The sequence below is a fragment of the Chitinophaga sp. genome, from assembly GCF_035761305.1.
GTDB lineage: Bacteria > Bacteroidota > Bacteroidia > Chitinophagales > Chitinophagaceae > Chitinophaga.
Genome location: NZ_DASTRI010000050.1, coordinates 1 through 15,734, shown reverse-complemented (window position 1 = coordinate 15,734; position 15,734 = coordinate 1). Strand labels below are relative to the sequence as shown.

Here is a 15,734-nt window from a genome sequence, read left to right as displayed (position 1 = left end):
AAAGTCCGGTTACGGACATTTGTACAGTTGCAAATCTAAACGTACAAGGGGGGCAGGTCCAAGAAACAAAAAAAAAGCAGGTGTTTGTTACTGAACAAACAGCCGGAATAGTTCAGTAAGCGCCGCAATTAACAAAGCAAAAGCCCCGCTATCACAGCGGAGCTTTTACAATATATAGATCAAAATGGCGGCTGAAAAAGTGGCGGTATTTTATTCAGTATATAAAGTGCCGGAAGAATAAGTGCGTGCATGCCCTGAAATAAATACGCGGTCGCCGGCATCGGCACAAAACAGCCGGCCCTGTCTTTCAGACAGCTGCATGGCTGTCATTTCCTTTTTGTTAAGCTGCGCGCTCCAGTAGGGGATCAGCGAGCAATGCGCCGAGCCGGTAACCGGGTCTTCAAAAATAGCCGCCTGCGTGGTAAAAAAGCGCGACACAAAATCGCACTCCCTTCCTTTGGCGGTAATAATTATACCGCCTGGGTCCAGGTTAACCTGGTCTATCAGCTGCCGGTTAATGCGGATGTTCCTTACATCCTGCTCATCGTCGTACACGAGCACATAATCCCTGGCTTTGAGCACTGCGCGTGGCTGCTTGCTTAACGACGCGGCAATTACTTCAGGCAGCGGCGCCTGTACAGGATTGCGGGAGGGAAAGTCCAGCGTATACAGGTCTTTATTTACCCGCACCTGCAGCTGCCCGCTTTTGGAACTGAATACAATAGTATCTGCTGTATAATGTAAAATGGTTTTAAGTACATGCGCAGTAGCCAGTGTGGCATGCCCGCAAAGGTCCATTTCTATTTCAGGAGTAAACCAGCGCAGCTCAAACTGCCGGCCATCCGGCACAAAATAGGCGGTTTCGGGCACTGCATTTTCCCGGGCTATTTTCAGCAGCAGCGCATCCCCTGGCCAGGCTGTTAAAGGCACTACACAAGCCGGGTTACCGCCAAACAACCGGTCTGTAAAAGCATCTATCTGGTAAACAGGTAACTGCATACGATCATTGATTTATAAAATAAGTACCGCTAATAACCGTTACTGCCTGGCCGCCCAGCACCGTACGGTCGCCCTCGAGTCTTACTTTCAATACGCCGCCTCTGGCAGATGCCTGGTAGGCCAGCATGGCTGTTTTACCCAGCCTGGCCGCCCAGTAAGGCGTAAGGCAGCAATGGGCAGCGCCGGTTACAGGATCTTCATTAATGCCTATGCACGGGGCAAAAAAACGGGATATAAAATCATATTCACTACCTGCATCTGCCCGGGCGGTAACAATCACTTTCGGATATTTGGCCAGCCGCGAAAAATCCGGCGCCACGGCATGCACTTCCGCTGCAGTGGCTACTTCTACCAGATAGCGGTTAAAAACCTCCACGGTATTTACCGGCTTTACCTGTAAAATATCCTGCAGCTCCTGCGGCAGTTGCACCGGCTGGCCGGTAAGGGCAGGAAAGTTCAGGGCTATCCAGCCATCCTGCTGCTGTGCGGTAAGCAGCCCGCTTTGTGTGCTAAAAGTAATGGTATCTGCAGCCGGCACCAGCCCTTGCTCCCAAAGGGTATGAGCAGTGGCCAGCGTAGCATGCCCGCATAAAGGCACTTCTACCGTTGGGGTAAACCAGCGCAGGTTAAACTGCGCCCCCTGCCGGTATACGAAAGCAGTTTCAGACAGGTTGTTCTCTGCGGCTACCTGCTGCATTAACGCTGTGGTAGCCGTATCATCTACAATGCACACGGCAGCCGGGTTGCCCTTAAATGGCTTATCGGTAAAAGCATCTACCTGGTAAAACGGAATATTCATGCAGTTCGATTTGAAAGCACAATATTCGGTAAAATCAGCATGCCATAACAGATTCAGTTTTGTAAATTTTGACCAGATCAGATGACGCAGGAACATTTTGTAAATTGCAGGGCTTATGCAGGAGGAAAAACAGCAACATACATCGGAGCATGGTACCAGGGATAGTATCATCTGGACGTTTGACGGCATACGTATGGGACATGCCGTGTCCAGGTTCAACGCCCTTACCAGCTTCCCGGGCAGCAGCCAGGAAGATGTAGTGCGCTTTCACTTTGGCATAAAGGGCGATTACCGCTTTACCTATAAACAGCTGAACCAGACCTACGACCTCATTGGCGGGCATCATAACATTATGTACTCAAAGGGGTTTGACATTGAAGTGCATAATAAAAGCCTGGAGCTGGAAACCTTTGGCATACAGTTCCCCAAAGCCCTGTTTGTACAGTTTACGCAAAATGCCAATGAGCATTTGCAGCGCTTTGCAACCAGTATTATGCAAGACAAAAATGTAATGCTGTCCGATAACTGGGGCAGCATTGATGCGCCCATACAGCAGGTGCTGCAGCAAATTATCCATTGTAAATACCGCGGCGATCTTAAAAAACTGTTCCTGCTTTCTAAAAGCATAGAGCTGCTGGTGCTATGCGCAGAGTCTTACATATACGCCAATAAGCCGAAAAATGTTTTCCTGAAGAATAAAACCGACCAGGAAAAAATAATTGCCGTGCGCGACCTTATCAATGAGCGCGTGCACTGCCCTCCCAACCTGTCGGAAATTGCCAAAACCGTAGGCATGAATGAATACAAGCTGAAACGCGGCTTCAAGGAAACGTTCAATACCACCATATTCGGCTACCTTACCGAACAGCGCCTGCACCTGGCGCACCAGTACCTGCGCGACACACAAAAGACTGCCGCCGAAATATCCTTTGAGCTGGGATATGCCACCCCACAGCACTTCAACAATGCCTTCAAGAAAAAATTCGGCATCACTCCTTTTTCCGTTAGAAATAATCCGTAAAACGCAATTACCTGGCAGTATTATCTTGCTAATATTGTAGCGTTAACGGCGCCGGACACCCGTACAATTATTATTTTAAACCTTAACATTATGAACACGCCATTAATCATAAAAAATACCATCAACATTCACGCACCTGCTGCAAAAGTATGGGACGCGCTGGTGAACCCTGCGCAAACAAAAAAGTACATGTTCGGCTGCGAAACCGTATCTGACTGGAAACCGGGCAGCGAGCTGCTGTGGAAGGGCGTTTTTAACGGTGTTGAAATAGTGGCCGTAAAAGGCGCTATCCTGGAGCTGCAGCCTGAAAAACGCCTGGTGTACACCACCATTGATCCTAACGGCAGCTATGCCGACGTACCGGAAAACTATTTAACGGTTACGTATACACTGAGTGAAAATAACGGCGTTACCACCTTTACCGTTACCCAGGGAGATTATTCCAAAGTAAAAGAAGGACAGAAAAGATATGAGGAGGCCATGGCCGGCGGCGGCTGGCAGTCAATATTGGAAGAGATTAAAAAGCTGGTGGAGAAAGGGCATGTAAGCTGAAAACCGGGCGGTACGCACATCCCTATTTATCAAACAACAGATCTGTAAGCTTAAGCAAAGGCTGTTTATTAACGGCAGGCACCGAAATCTGGCCCAGGTGCTGCCGCGCCATTTGCTGTAACCGTGCTATTTCTTTCAATACCCATGCATCAGCCTTACAGGCTTTGTATAATTGCGCCAGGCCGTTTGCTGCTTCTGCTGCCGGTAAGGTTAGCAGCGCCTGCAGCCGGCTGCGTTGCTCCGGGTTGCTCCACTCGTAGGTTTTTACCAGGAGGCTGTTCTTTGGGTATTGAAGAGGCGCCTCCTGTTCCGTTGCCCCAAAGGCCTGCCGGTAATCTTCCTGCAGTTGCAAGGCTACGCCCGTATTTTTACCAAAGCTGTAAATATGCTCCTGGTCCGCAATACCTGCACCGCCGATGATAGCGCCCATTTGCAGGCTAACGGCGAGCAGAACGGCATTTTCCAGGATTACCTTATGCAGGTAATCTGTATACGAAAGGGAATTCAAGGTCCTGTTTTCCTGGTCAAAGCTCATTTGCTGACCTTCACAAACAGCATGTGCCGCATCATTAAACAGCTGTATGATCTTTGGCTTATAGCGGCCCTGAATGCGGTTCAGGTAGTCATAGGCATACAGCAGCAAGGTATCGCCGGTGAGAATGGCGGTGGGCACATTATATTTTACGTGCAGGGCTGGCCTGCGGCGGTGGAGCGGAGCGGCGGCCATTATATCACTATGCGCCAGGGTAAAATTATGAAACAGCTCCAGGGCATTGGCTGCCAGGAAAGCATCCAGGTGCAGCGGCTCCGTAAGCAAATTGCCCATCAGGCATAATACCGGACGCAGGCGTTTGCCGCCGCTTTTTAACTGGTAGTCAATAGCATTATACAGGTTGGCGGGTGTTGGAGGAAAAAGGTGGTCATTGAACTGGTTTTCAAAGGCAGCCTGCAGCACATCAAAAGAGTGAGCAGCCGCAGCTGTATTTTCAGCAGGGAGAAGGGGTTCCATAGCTTCGGATTTTTACCAATGTACCCCATCTGTCCTGAAATACCATAGCAGTAAGAAGTTTGGATGCATGTGAAAGATGGACGCTTCAGCGGCAGCGGCCGCTTAGCCGCATGCCTGCCGTTACAGGCAATAACTGGAAGGAATGTGCTGGCATTATTCTTGGAACTCCTATGTAAAACCTTCACAATTATGAGCACGATAAAAAATATCCGAACTTTTTTGTTTGCAGCTGCCATTGGCATTGCAGGCACCCTGATCACTACCACCAGCTACGCGCAGGTGGACACTGTTATTAAAAAAGTAGGGCATACCGGCAAAAAAGTAGGACAAAAAACCGCTTCTGTAGCGGTAAAAGGCGCATCGGCAGTTAAAGACAAAGTGTATAAAGGCAAACAGGGACCTAACGGGGAAACCGTTTATATTGACAAACAAGACCATAAATACATTGTGAACGACAAGGGTAAAAAAGTTTACCTGAAACGGTCCGAAATAAGGGATAAGCCGGAAGAGTAATTGTTCCGCATGATGTTTTATAAAGGCGCTTAACGGCGCCTTTATAATTTTAACAACCTTTACAATTAAAGCGGAATATTTAACGGCGACCGTGCGTCGATAACATCTTTCCCATTACTGGCAGTAAGGTACAAACTGTACCTGGCAGCTTCTTCCGGTATACGCACTGTTACCTCCGGCCCCTGGCCAAGTTTTTTCATATACACCGCATTACCCCAGGCATCTGTTTTTACCAGGTGCCATTCATAATGCAACGACGGCTGCACCTGCAGCGTCCACCCATGACCATTATTAACAATGGCCCTGTAGGTAAGCTGTTCATCTTTTTTGGTGAGCTTCGCCGGCCGTAATATATGCAGTTCGGGGAACACTGTTTTTTCATAGGTGTACCGGCTCCATTTTTCCGCCAGCTGGTAATAAGAAGGCTTATAACGGCCCCAATGATCCAGCAGCCCGTCAAAGGTGAGATAATCACGCTCCCCGGCATCCTGCCAACGGGTAATAAAGGCGCCTTTGTGCAGGCCGGTCAGCTGCACATAGCGCGCTACCGGCACCTGGCTTATAAAACAGGGCGCCCGCAGCCCGCTGATCTGCGATACACCGGCAGTATCTGTGTGAAGAATAAGCCCAAAAGCATCTATTTCAGGCAGCTGTTGCTGCAATAGCTGCACATTAACGGCAAGGCGTTCGTTTACTCCTATATCCATTGTTACCGGCCGTACGGGGTCAATTGCCCTTATGCGGCCTGCCAGCTTTTTAAGCCAGGTAATATAAGCTTGCTGCTGGTACAGCAATGCCGGCTTATAGAAATGTTCGCCCAGTGCCTGCCACAGGGTATCATTAAAATTCCAGGCCACAATGCGTTTATTATCTTTCAGCTTTTTTACCGTGGCCAGTACCCTTTTCGCCGCCTCATCCAGCTTATGACGGTCATCCAGCATGTCATGCACTGCAGGCATCCAGAAACTGTAGTATATACGCATATTATACTGTTCAGCTACTGCCAGTATGTTGCGGTCATATACGCCGGGACCGGCCCGTTTGATAGTATTGATGCCCAGTTGCCGCATGGTGCTGAAATCCCTGGCTACCTCACGCCGGGTAAGGGCATAAAAGTTCCCATACCACTCCTGTCCCTTCTGGTAATTAATGCCTCTTACCGTATCTGCCAGCCTTCGTTTTGCGGTTGCAAGGTTCTCAGTTTCCGGCAGTGCGGCAACAGGTCCGGCGGGCTTTTCCTCCCTGTTGCCGGCTACAGACTGATAACGGGCCAGCGCTGTAAAATAGGAGCCCGGAGCACCCAGCTGCCAGTTCAGCACATCATGGCCCCCGGCGGCAGGCACATTTTTATCAACAGCGGAATTAAACAGCACAACAGCCTTTATTTCGCGGAATGAGCTGTCAATATCATCAAACATACCGGACAGCCACTGCTGCTGGTTAGCCGCTGTTTGCAGGGAGCCTGCTTCTGCCACCATAACAGGTAGCCCTGCACGAAAAACAGGCTGGTTATGAAAAGGCGCATACAATGCCTTAAACCCATACCACTTACCGTTACTGTTATAGGGTCCGTAATTAAGGCAGGTAACGCCCAGCCAGTCAACATAAGCAGTACCGGGAAAGTAGTCGTTTACCGCTGTCGCCTTCCAGGGGTTCCATACCCATATTACATGCTGTACATGCCGGCGGGCAAGAAAGTCGTGTACATATTGCCAGGCGCTTATATATTCCTGCGGGGTATTTCCTCCGCTGTACGACCAGGGGTAAAAGGGGTTATCCGGCTCGTGTGCAAACCGCAGGTATACCGGCCGGTGCAGGGCGCGCAGCTGCGCAGCAAACTTTTCCAGGTAAGCATCAAAGGCGCCTTTTACAATATAGCTGCACACCTTCTTTTCCATGCCAAGCGCTTTATTGTTTGCCGCCTGGCGGAAAAGATGCGTCCACGGCTCCCAGGTAATAAGGGGGTAAGAGCCGTTCCGGTAAATAGTGTCAACCAATGCCTGCGGCAGGTAACAACGCTCTTCATCTCCCCAGGGAATGTACAATGCGACAATACCAAAATGCGTATGATATGCCTGTTGATAACTGCTCACCCGCCGCATTTCCGTAAGCCCGTTAGTGGTGCCAGGGCTGAATATGCCGGAGTAAAAAACAGGCTGCCCCGTGGCGGGGCCTGCAGGCGGTAAAGGCCCCCAGGATGCGCCTCCCAAAAGATATACAACTGTAAAGCATATGCCCAGCATCAGCAGCAAGGCAAACCGGCGAATACCGGTATACAGGCCATGCCGGAAAAACCACATCTGCTGTTTGAACACCAGCCAGTAGGCGAACATCCGCTTTATCAGTGTAAATCTTTCCCTGATGCGCTTCAGGTCTTTTTGCCGGCTAATGGCAATGTTGAGCAGCATAATGCAGCAGTTAATACCGGCAATGCCCGCCATTACCCAGGCATAGGGGTTCCAGTCAACATGCAGCCCGTAAAAAACAGCAGCCACAGATGCCACGGCAATGATGCCATTGGGAATATTAAGCCGCCAGTTATCCGGTTCGCTATCATCTTTTGGCGTAGGTATATAAGGCACCTTTTTACGGATAATCGTATAAAACAGTCCCAATATATAGATCCACCAGGTGCCTATCAGCAACAGGCCTCCCACCACGTGGTTCCCTCTTTCATCTTCCCCCATTACCCAGCGCTGCACAAAATGACGGATAGCCAGGGTAGCGCTGATGAAAGGCATGCCAATCAGCGCAAAGGAAACCAGGTCCATGCGAATGGGAATCAGTCCCAGGGTTAACGACAATATGGGCACCAGGAAATTGATCAGGAATATAACACCGGAAAAGTAATGAAAGGGAATGGTGCCGTAATGCAGCCGTTGCCGCCAGGTAAATTTTTTAAACAGCGCCGGGAAGGTGGTTACCAGCAGCTCAAAGGTGCCCCTGGCCCATTTCAGCTGCTGCCGGTAATAGGCCGACAGGGTGGAAGGCGCCAGGCCATAGGTGAGCACTGCCGGTACATATACCGACTTCCAGCCTTTGGCATGCAGCTGCATGGCAGTATGCATGTCTTCCGAAAGGCCGGCTGCATGCCCGCCTATTGAATCCAGGGCTGCCCGCCGGAAGGTACAGTTGGCGCCAATGGCCAGCACAGTGCCATAATGGTTCATGGTCATCATCATAGGACCATAGAACTGGAAGGTTTGCTGTGCGGCGCCCTTGGCAATTAAGCTCTCGCCCAGGTTGTCATAAGCCTGCACCACCTGTACAAAGCCTACCTTATCGTTATTGAAATGCGGTATAACAGGATCCAGGAAGTTGGGCAGCGGCACATGATCGGGGTCCAGCACCACACACAGCTCGCCGGTAGCCTGCTGCAGCGCATTATTAATGTTACCTGCCTTTGCATCTTTTTTATTGGTGCGCGTAACATGACGTACTCCCAGCCGTTCGCATTCGCTTTTCAGGAAGGGATCATTTTCTTCATCACACAAATACGTGGTATGCGGGTAATGTATGCGCTGTATGGCTTTCAGCGTTTCAATGATCATGCTGTAAGGTTCACCCGCGCAAAAGGTGGTAAGTATATCAACGGTAAAATGGCGCTCAAGGGGCGGCGTAGGCGGCACTGTTATAAACAGGTAGTGGTACCACTCATGCAGCACGCGCAAACAGTTAAAAATGGTAGCGCCTATCAGCAGCCAGTAGAAGGGTGCATACCCCACCTGCTGGGGGGCCAGCAGGCAATACAGGAAATACCCCATTGCCGCAGTGCCAATGAATATCATTACCCTTAAAGTCCATAGCTCAAGGCCGGTAGGCGCCGGTGCATACTTGGCAATTTGCATATTCACATTCTCCCAGGTTATTTAACTATATAGAATGGTGTATTGGCTGTTGCAATCTGGCCATGACCGTCTGATACTTTCACATATATACGATAAGGGCCCTCCTTTGCAGGTGTGCGGAATAAGCAGGCTGTATTGCCGGTAATAACAGTGTCCAGCAGCAGCCGCGGATTTTGTCCCAGCTCGCTGAACCAGTCTTCCTGCATCACCTGCCATTGGAACACCAGGCTGTCCCGGGGCGGACTTTCCATCAACAGTTCTGCTGTTTGCAGGCTGCGGGGAGTTAGTATAATATTATCGGCGGCGCCTTTTTTATTCAACAGCATGTACCGGACGGCCGGTGCGCTGCCCATTGCAGGTTGGCCGGTCCACAATTGCTGAATTACATTTACCGCTTCGGTACGCCTGCCCTGCTCATCAAACAGGCTAAACCAGGTAGGTGTGGTTTCCTGCTTTTGCCCCCAGTAAAATACCAATGCGCCCAGGCACCGGGGATTTTTCAGCGGCAGCTGCCGGTATAGCTGCTGGTAGTGCTCGGCTTTTTTAGTGCTTGTATTTTCAATGGGTGCGTCCCAGGCTGTTTGCTGTACCTCCCATGGACCGTAGGCTCCCCATTCTGTAACCAGGAAAGGTCCGCTCCACCATCGTGCATAGTGCTGCAGTTTGCTGTCCAATACCTGCAGCTCACCAAAAGCATTAATGGAAATAAGGTCCAGGTGGTGTAGCTGCCATTGCATAAGCATGGCTTGTATTACACTAAAATTAGTCATGGTAGTGGTTACCGGGTGGTCAGGGTCAGCTGCGTGGATCATATCCAGCAGGTTATTAAATGCTTTATAAAAGGGCCGCTGGGCAGGGCTGGCCTTGAATTCAAGCTCATTGCCCAGGCACCACATCAGCAGCGCGGGATGATGTTTATATTGCTCAACCACCTGCTGTAATGCGCGGTACTGCGCATTTACCTTAGCCGTATCTTTATAAAAGTAGCTAAGGTAACTGCTGCCGGGCATGGGCAAACCCACAATAACCGCAAGATTATTGCGCTGTGCTTCATTAAGTATAGCGGCCAGATTTAAAGTGTCCCAGGTGCGTATGGTATTACCTCCCATTTGCCTGAGCACTTCAAGATGTGTATACCCCGATGCGCCCTTTACTACAAAAGGCCGCCCATTGCGGTAAAGCACATACTGCCTGCCTTCTTTTTTAATAAATACCTTGCGGTCCTGAGGAGGGAATGTAGTATTACGGCAATGAATAAAAACAGTTAAAAGGATTAAGCTAATTAATGCTTTTGGCAGCCGGGCAGCCCTCCGCACATCATCCCCGCTTTTCATGTTAATTCATTAAATAACGTTGTGCTTTAAAATAAAGGGTGGTCCTGTATTAAATTACGAAAAAAAATACAGTTCCCCGGGGCTAACATCCGGATTTTTAAGGCCAACCCTTATTGTTATTCCATTTCGCTCAGCTCCAGCCAGCGCATTCCTTTCTCATCCAGCAGCTGCATTACCTCCCCTACACGGCGGGTAAGCGGTTCCAGCTGCTCGTAGGGCAGGGCGCCGCCGGATAATTTTTCATCAATCTCTTTCTTTTCCGCCTCCAGCCGGGCAATCTCTTTTTCCAGCAGCTCCAGCTCCCGCTTTTCTTTATAGGACAGCTTACGGGCCTTAGCCGGTTCCGGCGCTGTTGCAGTGTTACTGGTATTGGCTGCCGGTGCTGCAACCTCCTGCTTCTGGCTGCGGCTTTCCTCCTTTTCCCATTCCCGGTACTGGGTATAGTTACCGGGAAAATCGCGCACTTCGCCGCCGCCTTCAAATACAAACAGGTGATCTACCAGCTTATCCATAAAATAGCGGTCGTGGCTTACAATGATAATACAGCCCTGGTATTCCTGCAGAAAATCTTCCAGTATGCTCAGGGTAGGCAAATCAAGATCGTTGGTAGGCTCATCCAGCACCAGGAAGTTGGGGTTGCGGAACAAAATACTTAACAGGTGCAGGCGACGCTTTTCTCCCCCGCTTAGTTTAGACACGTAGGTATATTGTTTTTCCGGCGGGAAAAGGAACAGCTGCAGGAACTGGGCAGCGCTTACTTTGGTGCCGTCGGCCAGGGGAAAATGTTCTGCAATGCCTTTCACAAATTCAATGATGCGCATGTCTTCCTTCAGCACCAGGCCTTGCTGGTTGTAGTTGCCGAATACTACGGTATCGCCTACATTAATTTTTCCGGAGTCGGGCGGCTCTATGCCCAGCAGCATGTTCAGGAAGGTAGATTTACCCACCCCGTTCTTTCCTACTATGCCTATACGTTCTCCTTTTTTAAAGGTATAGTCAAACCCTTTGAGGATGGCAAGGTCGCCGAAGGATTTATACACTTTTTTGAGCTCCAGTATTTTTCCGCCCAGGCGGGTCATTTTAACATTCAGCTCCAGCTGTTGTTTTTCTATGCGTACACTGGCTTTTTCCTTTACATCGTAAAAAGCGTCTATACGGGATTTTGCTTTGGTGGTACGGGCTTTGGGCTGGCGGCGCATCCATTCCAGCTCTTTACGGTACTGGTTACGGGCCTTTTCCACGCTGGCTTTATCACTTTCTTCCCGGGCAGCCTTTTTTTCCAGGTAGTTCTCGTAATCGCCCTTATAGATGAACAGCTGCTGCTGATCCAGTTCTATGATCTCATTACAAACGCTGTCGAGGAAGTAACGGTCGTGGGTAACCAGCAGCAGGGTTACATTTTCCTGGTTCAGGAAGCTTTCGAGCCACTCGATCATGGAAACGTCCAGGTGGTTGGTAGGTTCGTCCATGATAAGCAGGGTATGCTTGTGCTCAAACCCGATATCAATGAGCACTTTTGCCAGGGCCACGCGCTTCAGCTGTCCGCCGGAGAGGGTGCCCATGTGCTGATCCAGGCGGTGAATATTCAGCTTGCCCAGGATCTGCTTTACCTTGGCATCGAAATGCCAGGCGCCCAGCTCATCCATTTTAGCAATAGCTGCCGCCAGCAGCGCCGGATCGGGGTCACCGTCCTCATCTGTTAGCCGCTCGTAGTCGCGGATGGCGTTTAATACCGGGTGGTCCTGGGCAAATATATTGGCCAGTATGGTTTTATTAAGGTCAAAGGCATTCTGTTGTTCCAGCATTACCACGGTCACCTCTTTGTGTACCCACACCTTGCCCTCATCTACCGACTCTTTGCCGCAAAGTATGCGCAGCAGGGTGGATTTGCCGGTACCATTCAGCGCTACCAACGCTATTTTATCACCTTCTTCAATATGAAAAGAAATATTCCTGAACAGCGGTTTTTCGCCGTATGATTTTGTAATCCCTTCAACCGTTACGTAATGCATGGGGCGAAGATAGTAATTGGCCCGCTAATAAGCGGCAAATTGGGCTGTGGCGCCTGCAGCGCCCTATTTTATTGGCTTTCATCCCCGAAAAAATCCGTATATTGATTTAGGAACTATAGCTTGCCAGCTAAGTCACAGGTTCTGACTGTAGTATAGTGTATGCTGTCAGGGGTTTTACATCCTAACAGGGCTATACGGGATCGGCCTTTATCCATTGGTTCATTTCTTATTTTCCAATTAGAGCATGTACCCTGAGGGCGTAAAAAAACCCTCCCGTTAAACACACGGGAGGGCCAAAACGCTTTTGTCTTTTTTTGGCTGGCTGAAAACAGATTTCTAAGTGGCTTTCAAAAAGCAGGTGCCGCAAATAGTGTATATCGGTTTACAACTTTATTTACCTGCTTTTTTCATAACATTGTTCACCAGCATGTACAGCGCGGTAATTTCCACCATTACGATGCAATGTAAGACGAGTATCGGCATAATTTGACGTGTTGAATGTGCTACCTTACTAAGATAACCTATTTCATGGCAAATTGTGCCTACCATTTCGTGTGATTATTGCGCTGCTAAAAATCGTAATACAACTGCCGGAAAGTGCTGCGCAGGCCTACCTGGTAAATGTACTCATTAAACTTCCATACATCATTTCCTTCCCGGCGGGCGGCTACGGATAACTCCAAACGAAGATTGTATTTTGGGTTCAGCAGATAGGCAATTGTACCCTGCAGATAGGTGAGATGAGTAGATAGTCCCTGACCTATATGATTATCGTATTCAAGGGTACGTGTTTCATATGATTTAAATATGTTCTTTCCATAATTCGTATTGGCGGTGTCCAGTCCATATTTTGCCAGCATCAGCTCTCCCCGGAAAAACCAGCGCCTGTACTGGTAATCCGCTATGCTTACCCATTCCACGAAGTTAGCGCCAAAGGGGTGGGCCAACGGCTGGTTATAATGCCCGTAGTTATTCAGGGTGGTTCGCTGCGAATAGGTAAAGGGACGCGCCGCATTCACTTCAGTCAATACATTCAGCTTTTCTACATTAAAGATATTATTGGAACGGAAGCCCACCTGGCCACCGAATTTGTTGCCCCACCACCCACGGCCTTTTGTCATTTCCCTGAGCTTGAACTCGTCCAGCAGGAACTGCCCGTAAAAAGTACTGTTTTGGCTTACGGCGTATTTGGCGTTCAACCCCATGAGCGCATTATCTGCCGATCCTACGGAAAACTCCACGGGCCGCAGGAAGATGATAGGATTCAGGTAACTTACATCAAACCCGCGCTTGCCGGTGGAATCGGAATCCTGCCAGATCACCGCTCCAAACAGGCCCAGAGATATTTTTTTGCTGACGTTCCAATCCAGGTAATTGAACACGCCCCACTTTTTCCGGTAGCCGTTATCGTAAGAGGCTTTAGGATATTGCAGGTCTATGAACTGGGCCCACATGGTGGTATACTGAATACGGCCTACATTGGCAATGATCTTAAAAAAGGGATAGTTAAACGGTACATCCGACAGGAGCATGGAGCGGTAACCATCGCCGATAAAGTTTTTATCGTAGCCCAGCTGGAAGTCAAAGTGCCGGCTGGCGTGGTAATTAATGAGGGCAGAGGCGTAGGCAAAATCGAAGGCTTTGCCGTTGCTGAAGTTTTTCCATTGTCCTTGTCCGGGTATCACCTGGTTGGCCCGGCCAAAATCATCTATGTATTTGGGAAACTTGCCCTGGTTCTCGTAAAACTCCGTATAAAAGGTAAGCCGCTCGCCTATTTTACCGCCGGCTATTACGCCGCGTGTATTCAGCCAGGTAGTGCTGTTCCAGTTACTATGGCCTACCTGGAAATCCGGCAAAAAGCTGGCATAAAAGCTATAGTCGTCCCCTTTATACTCCAGCAGGTGCTCCTGGAACAGCTTGCGGTGGAACCAGCTTCTTTTACGGGTGGTATCTTCCGGCAGGGTAAACGTGGGCTGTACCATGTAATCCCGCAGGGAGGAGTGGTAGCTGTAACCGCCGGTATCTGCCACCGGTTTGTAAAAGCCTATGGAGTATTGGCGGCCGGCGCTTTGTGCGTTTGAGGTGTGTGTTGCAGTAAGACCACCCAGCAGGAGCAGGGCAGATGCCTGGAGTTTTTTGAGCATAGTTGGAGGATTGTACAATTGGGAGCAAAGATAGTAAAAGTAGGAGGATGGTTATTCTTTGGCCCAACCGGTTAGGGGCACTACCGGTATCTGGTCCACAAATACCCTGCTTCAAATGTGTTACTCACCGTGAGTCGATGGACGAATAGTATGCTATTACGGACATACATTTTATAAGCCTTATGATAGTTTACAGTAATCTGGCAGCTATATAATTGGGGAGTTTCAAAGCTCATTTTAGCAGAAGCTGTTTTCATTTATAAAATGATCTAACTCAACTTGTTTACCAATGAGGGATTAAATATAACAGATTTTGAGAATATTAGCCAAGCTAACCTTAAACTTTATTTTCCAAACAGTGCTGTTTTTCATACATTTGTCCACTAAATTCAGGTTATACATTTAGAATTCTTTTTCATTACAGCATTTTTCATTAAATCATGGATAAAAAAATTATTAAGCCCTATAGTGAAGCAAAAAGAAATACTCTTTCAAAAGAAGAATTTCTATTAATCGAGCGCGATTTTCATGATAGGTACGCTGAAGGGCTTAACTGGAATGAAAATATTTCCGAAACACTTAGCTATGAGCGTGATGAGTATGGAGTGCCTGTTGAGGATTATTTCAGAAAGATGCTTGGAGATGTCAAAGGAAAGAAGATTCTGGATATAGGTTCCGGCCATGGAAATACGGCCCTTAACCTCGCAGTAAAAGGTGCTATTGTAACCAGTATTGATATTGCGCCTAAATTGATTGAAGGTTGTAAACACCGGGCTCAGATAAATAAGCTAGATGTAGATTTCAGGGTAATGAATGCCTGTGAACTGGAATTTGCAGATAATACCTTCGATATTATTCTTGGTTTCAGGACCATTCACCACCTTCCCAATTTGGAACAATTTTATAAAGAAGCACAAAGATGTCTGAAAAAAGGAGGGTTCCTGTTAGTAGTAGAGCCTCAAAAATATAATCCCTTTGTTGAGATAGGTAGAAGGTTTATAAAAAATGATGAAGATTCAAGAACTCCTACTGAGCATCCAATAGTTCCGAAGGACATTAGATTATTGAAAAGGATATTTGGGAATATTGAAAAGAGAGAGTTTGAATTCCTTAAAGCAGGCTCCCTTTTTTTTAAATTAATAAGAATGAATTTTTTGTACAAATTAGCAATGAAAACTTTTACTGTTGTAGACAATGTACTGTGGTATATTCCTTTTTTAAGGCCTATGTACTGGCAGGTAGTTATAAAAGCTATCAAGCAATAATCTCTGGTTCTACAGAGTATAAAAAATTAACTTAAATAAGGGGCTGACCGGGCTGTCAGCCCCTTATTTATATTTCCGAAGTTAAAATTTATCACTATCTCTTCGAATTGATCCCTGCCAGGTTACTGCAGATATTTGAACAGGTTCGTTATCAACAGCTACCAAGGAGGGGAAAAGCAGTCCTAAGAATTGAGTGTAGGCTAGTACTTCCCGAGCGTTACTGCTGAAATGAAAATAA

General features: G+C 48.3%; 11 protein-coding genes. 4 read left to right on the top strand and 7 right to left on the bottom strand.

The genetic code is table 11. From position 1 onward, the window contains the following. Window positions 1-210 precede the first annotated feature (210 nt). Both VFS25_RS04775 and VFS25_RS04770 read right to left on the bottom strand, forming a co-directional pair. Window positions 211-999, bottom strand: coding sequence for a PhzF family phenazine biosynthesis protein (locus tag VFS25_RS04775; RefSeq protein ID WP_326460979.1), 789 nt, complete (start codon window positions 997-999; stop codon window positions 211-213). Between the two features lie 4 nt (window positions 1,000-1,003). After that, window positions 1,004-1,798: a PhzF family phenazine biosynthesis protein gene (locus VFS25_RS04770; protein WP_326460978.1), complete on the bottom strand. Its 795-nt coding sequence runs from the start codon at window positions 1,796-1,798 to the stop codon at window positions 1,004-1,006. A gap of 115 nt (window positions 1,799-1,913) precedes the next feature. On the opposite strand from VFS25_RS04770, the gene VFS25_RS04765 reads away from it, so the two are divergent. Both VFS25_RS04765 and VFS25_RS04760 read left to right on the top strand, forming a co-directional pair. Continuing rightward, the gene (locus VFS25_RS04765; protein ID WP_326460977.1) at window positions 1,914-2,819 is read left to right on the top strand and encodes an AraC family transcriptional regulator; all 906 of its coding nucleotides are present in this window, start codon (window positions 1,914-1,916) and stop codon (window positions 2,817-2,819) included. 90 nt (window positions 2,820-2,909) lie between these two features. Beyond that, entirely contained in the window at window positions 2,910-3,371 is a 462-nt protein-coding gene (locus tag VFS25_RS04760) for an SRPBCC domain-containing protein (protein ID WP_326460976.1), read from the top strand. 22 nt (window positions 3,372-3,393) lie between these two features. On the opposite strand, the gene VFS25_RS04755 is transcribed toward VFS25_RS04760, so the two are convergent. Continuing rightward, window positions 3,394-4,380 carry a polyprenyl synthetase family protein gene (locus tag VFS25_RS04755; protein WP_326460975.1) on the bottom strand — a complete coding sequence of 329 codons (987 nt, stop codon included), beginning with the start codon at window positions 4,378-4,380 and terminating at the stop codon, window positions 3,394-3,396. A 189-nt stretch (window positions 4,381-4,569) separates the two neighbouring features. Here VFS25_RS04755 and VFS25_RS04750 point away from each other — a divergent pair, with 189 nt between their 5' ends. Continuing rightward, entirely contained in the window at window positions 4,570-4,893 is a 324-nt protein-coding gene (locus tag VFS25_RS04750) for a hypothetical protein (protein ID WP_326460974.1), read from the top strand. A gap of 65 nt (window positions 4,894-4,958) precedes the next feature. Here the strand turns inward: VFS25_RS04750 and VFS25_RS04745 are convergent, their stop codons facing one another. The 4 genes from VFS25_RS04745 to VFS25_RS04730 form a co-directional block, all read right to left on the bottom strand. Then, a complete protein-coding gene (locus tag VFS25_RS04745; protein WP_326460973.1) occupies window positions 4,959-8,741 on the bottom strand; it encodes a glycosyltransferase in 3,783 nt (1,260 codons plus the stop codon). A 17-nt stretch (window positions 8,742-8,758) separates the two neighbouring features. Further along, window positions 8,759-9,925 (bottom strand): glycoside hydrolase family 2 TIM barrel-domain containing protein, encoded by a 1,167-nt coding sequence (locus VFS25_RS04740; RefSeq protein ID WP_326460972.1) that lies wholly within the window; start codon window positions 9,923-9,925, stop codon window positions 8,759-8,761. A gap of 266 nt (window positions 9,926-10,191) precedes the next feature. Next, on the bottom strand, window positions 10,192-12,087 hold the full coding sequence (locus VFS25_RS04735; RefSeq protein WP_326460971.1) for an ABC-F family ATP-binding cassette domain-containing protein: 1,896 nt from the start codon (window positions 12,085-12,087) through the stop codon (window positions 10,192-10,194). Window positions 12,088-12,656: 569 nt separating this feature from the next. Beyond that, window positions 12,657-14,231, bottom strand: a complete 1,575-nt coding sequence (locus tag VFS25_RS04730) for a hypothetical protein (protein WP_326460970.1) — start codon at window positions 14,229-14,231, stop codon at window positions 12,657-12,659. Between the two features lie 440 nt (window positions 14,232-14,671). Between VFS25_RS04730 and VFS25_RS04725 the strand changes: the two genes are divergently transcribed. Continuing rightward, entirely contained in the window at window positions 14,672-15,496 is an 825-nt protein-coding gene (locus VFS25_RS04725) for a class I SAM-dependent methyltransferase (protein ID WP_326460969.1), read from the top strand. The last annotated feature ends 238 nt before the right edge of the window (window positions 15,497-15,734 follow it).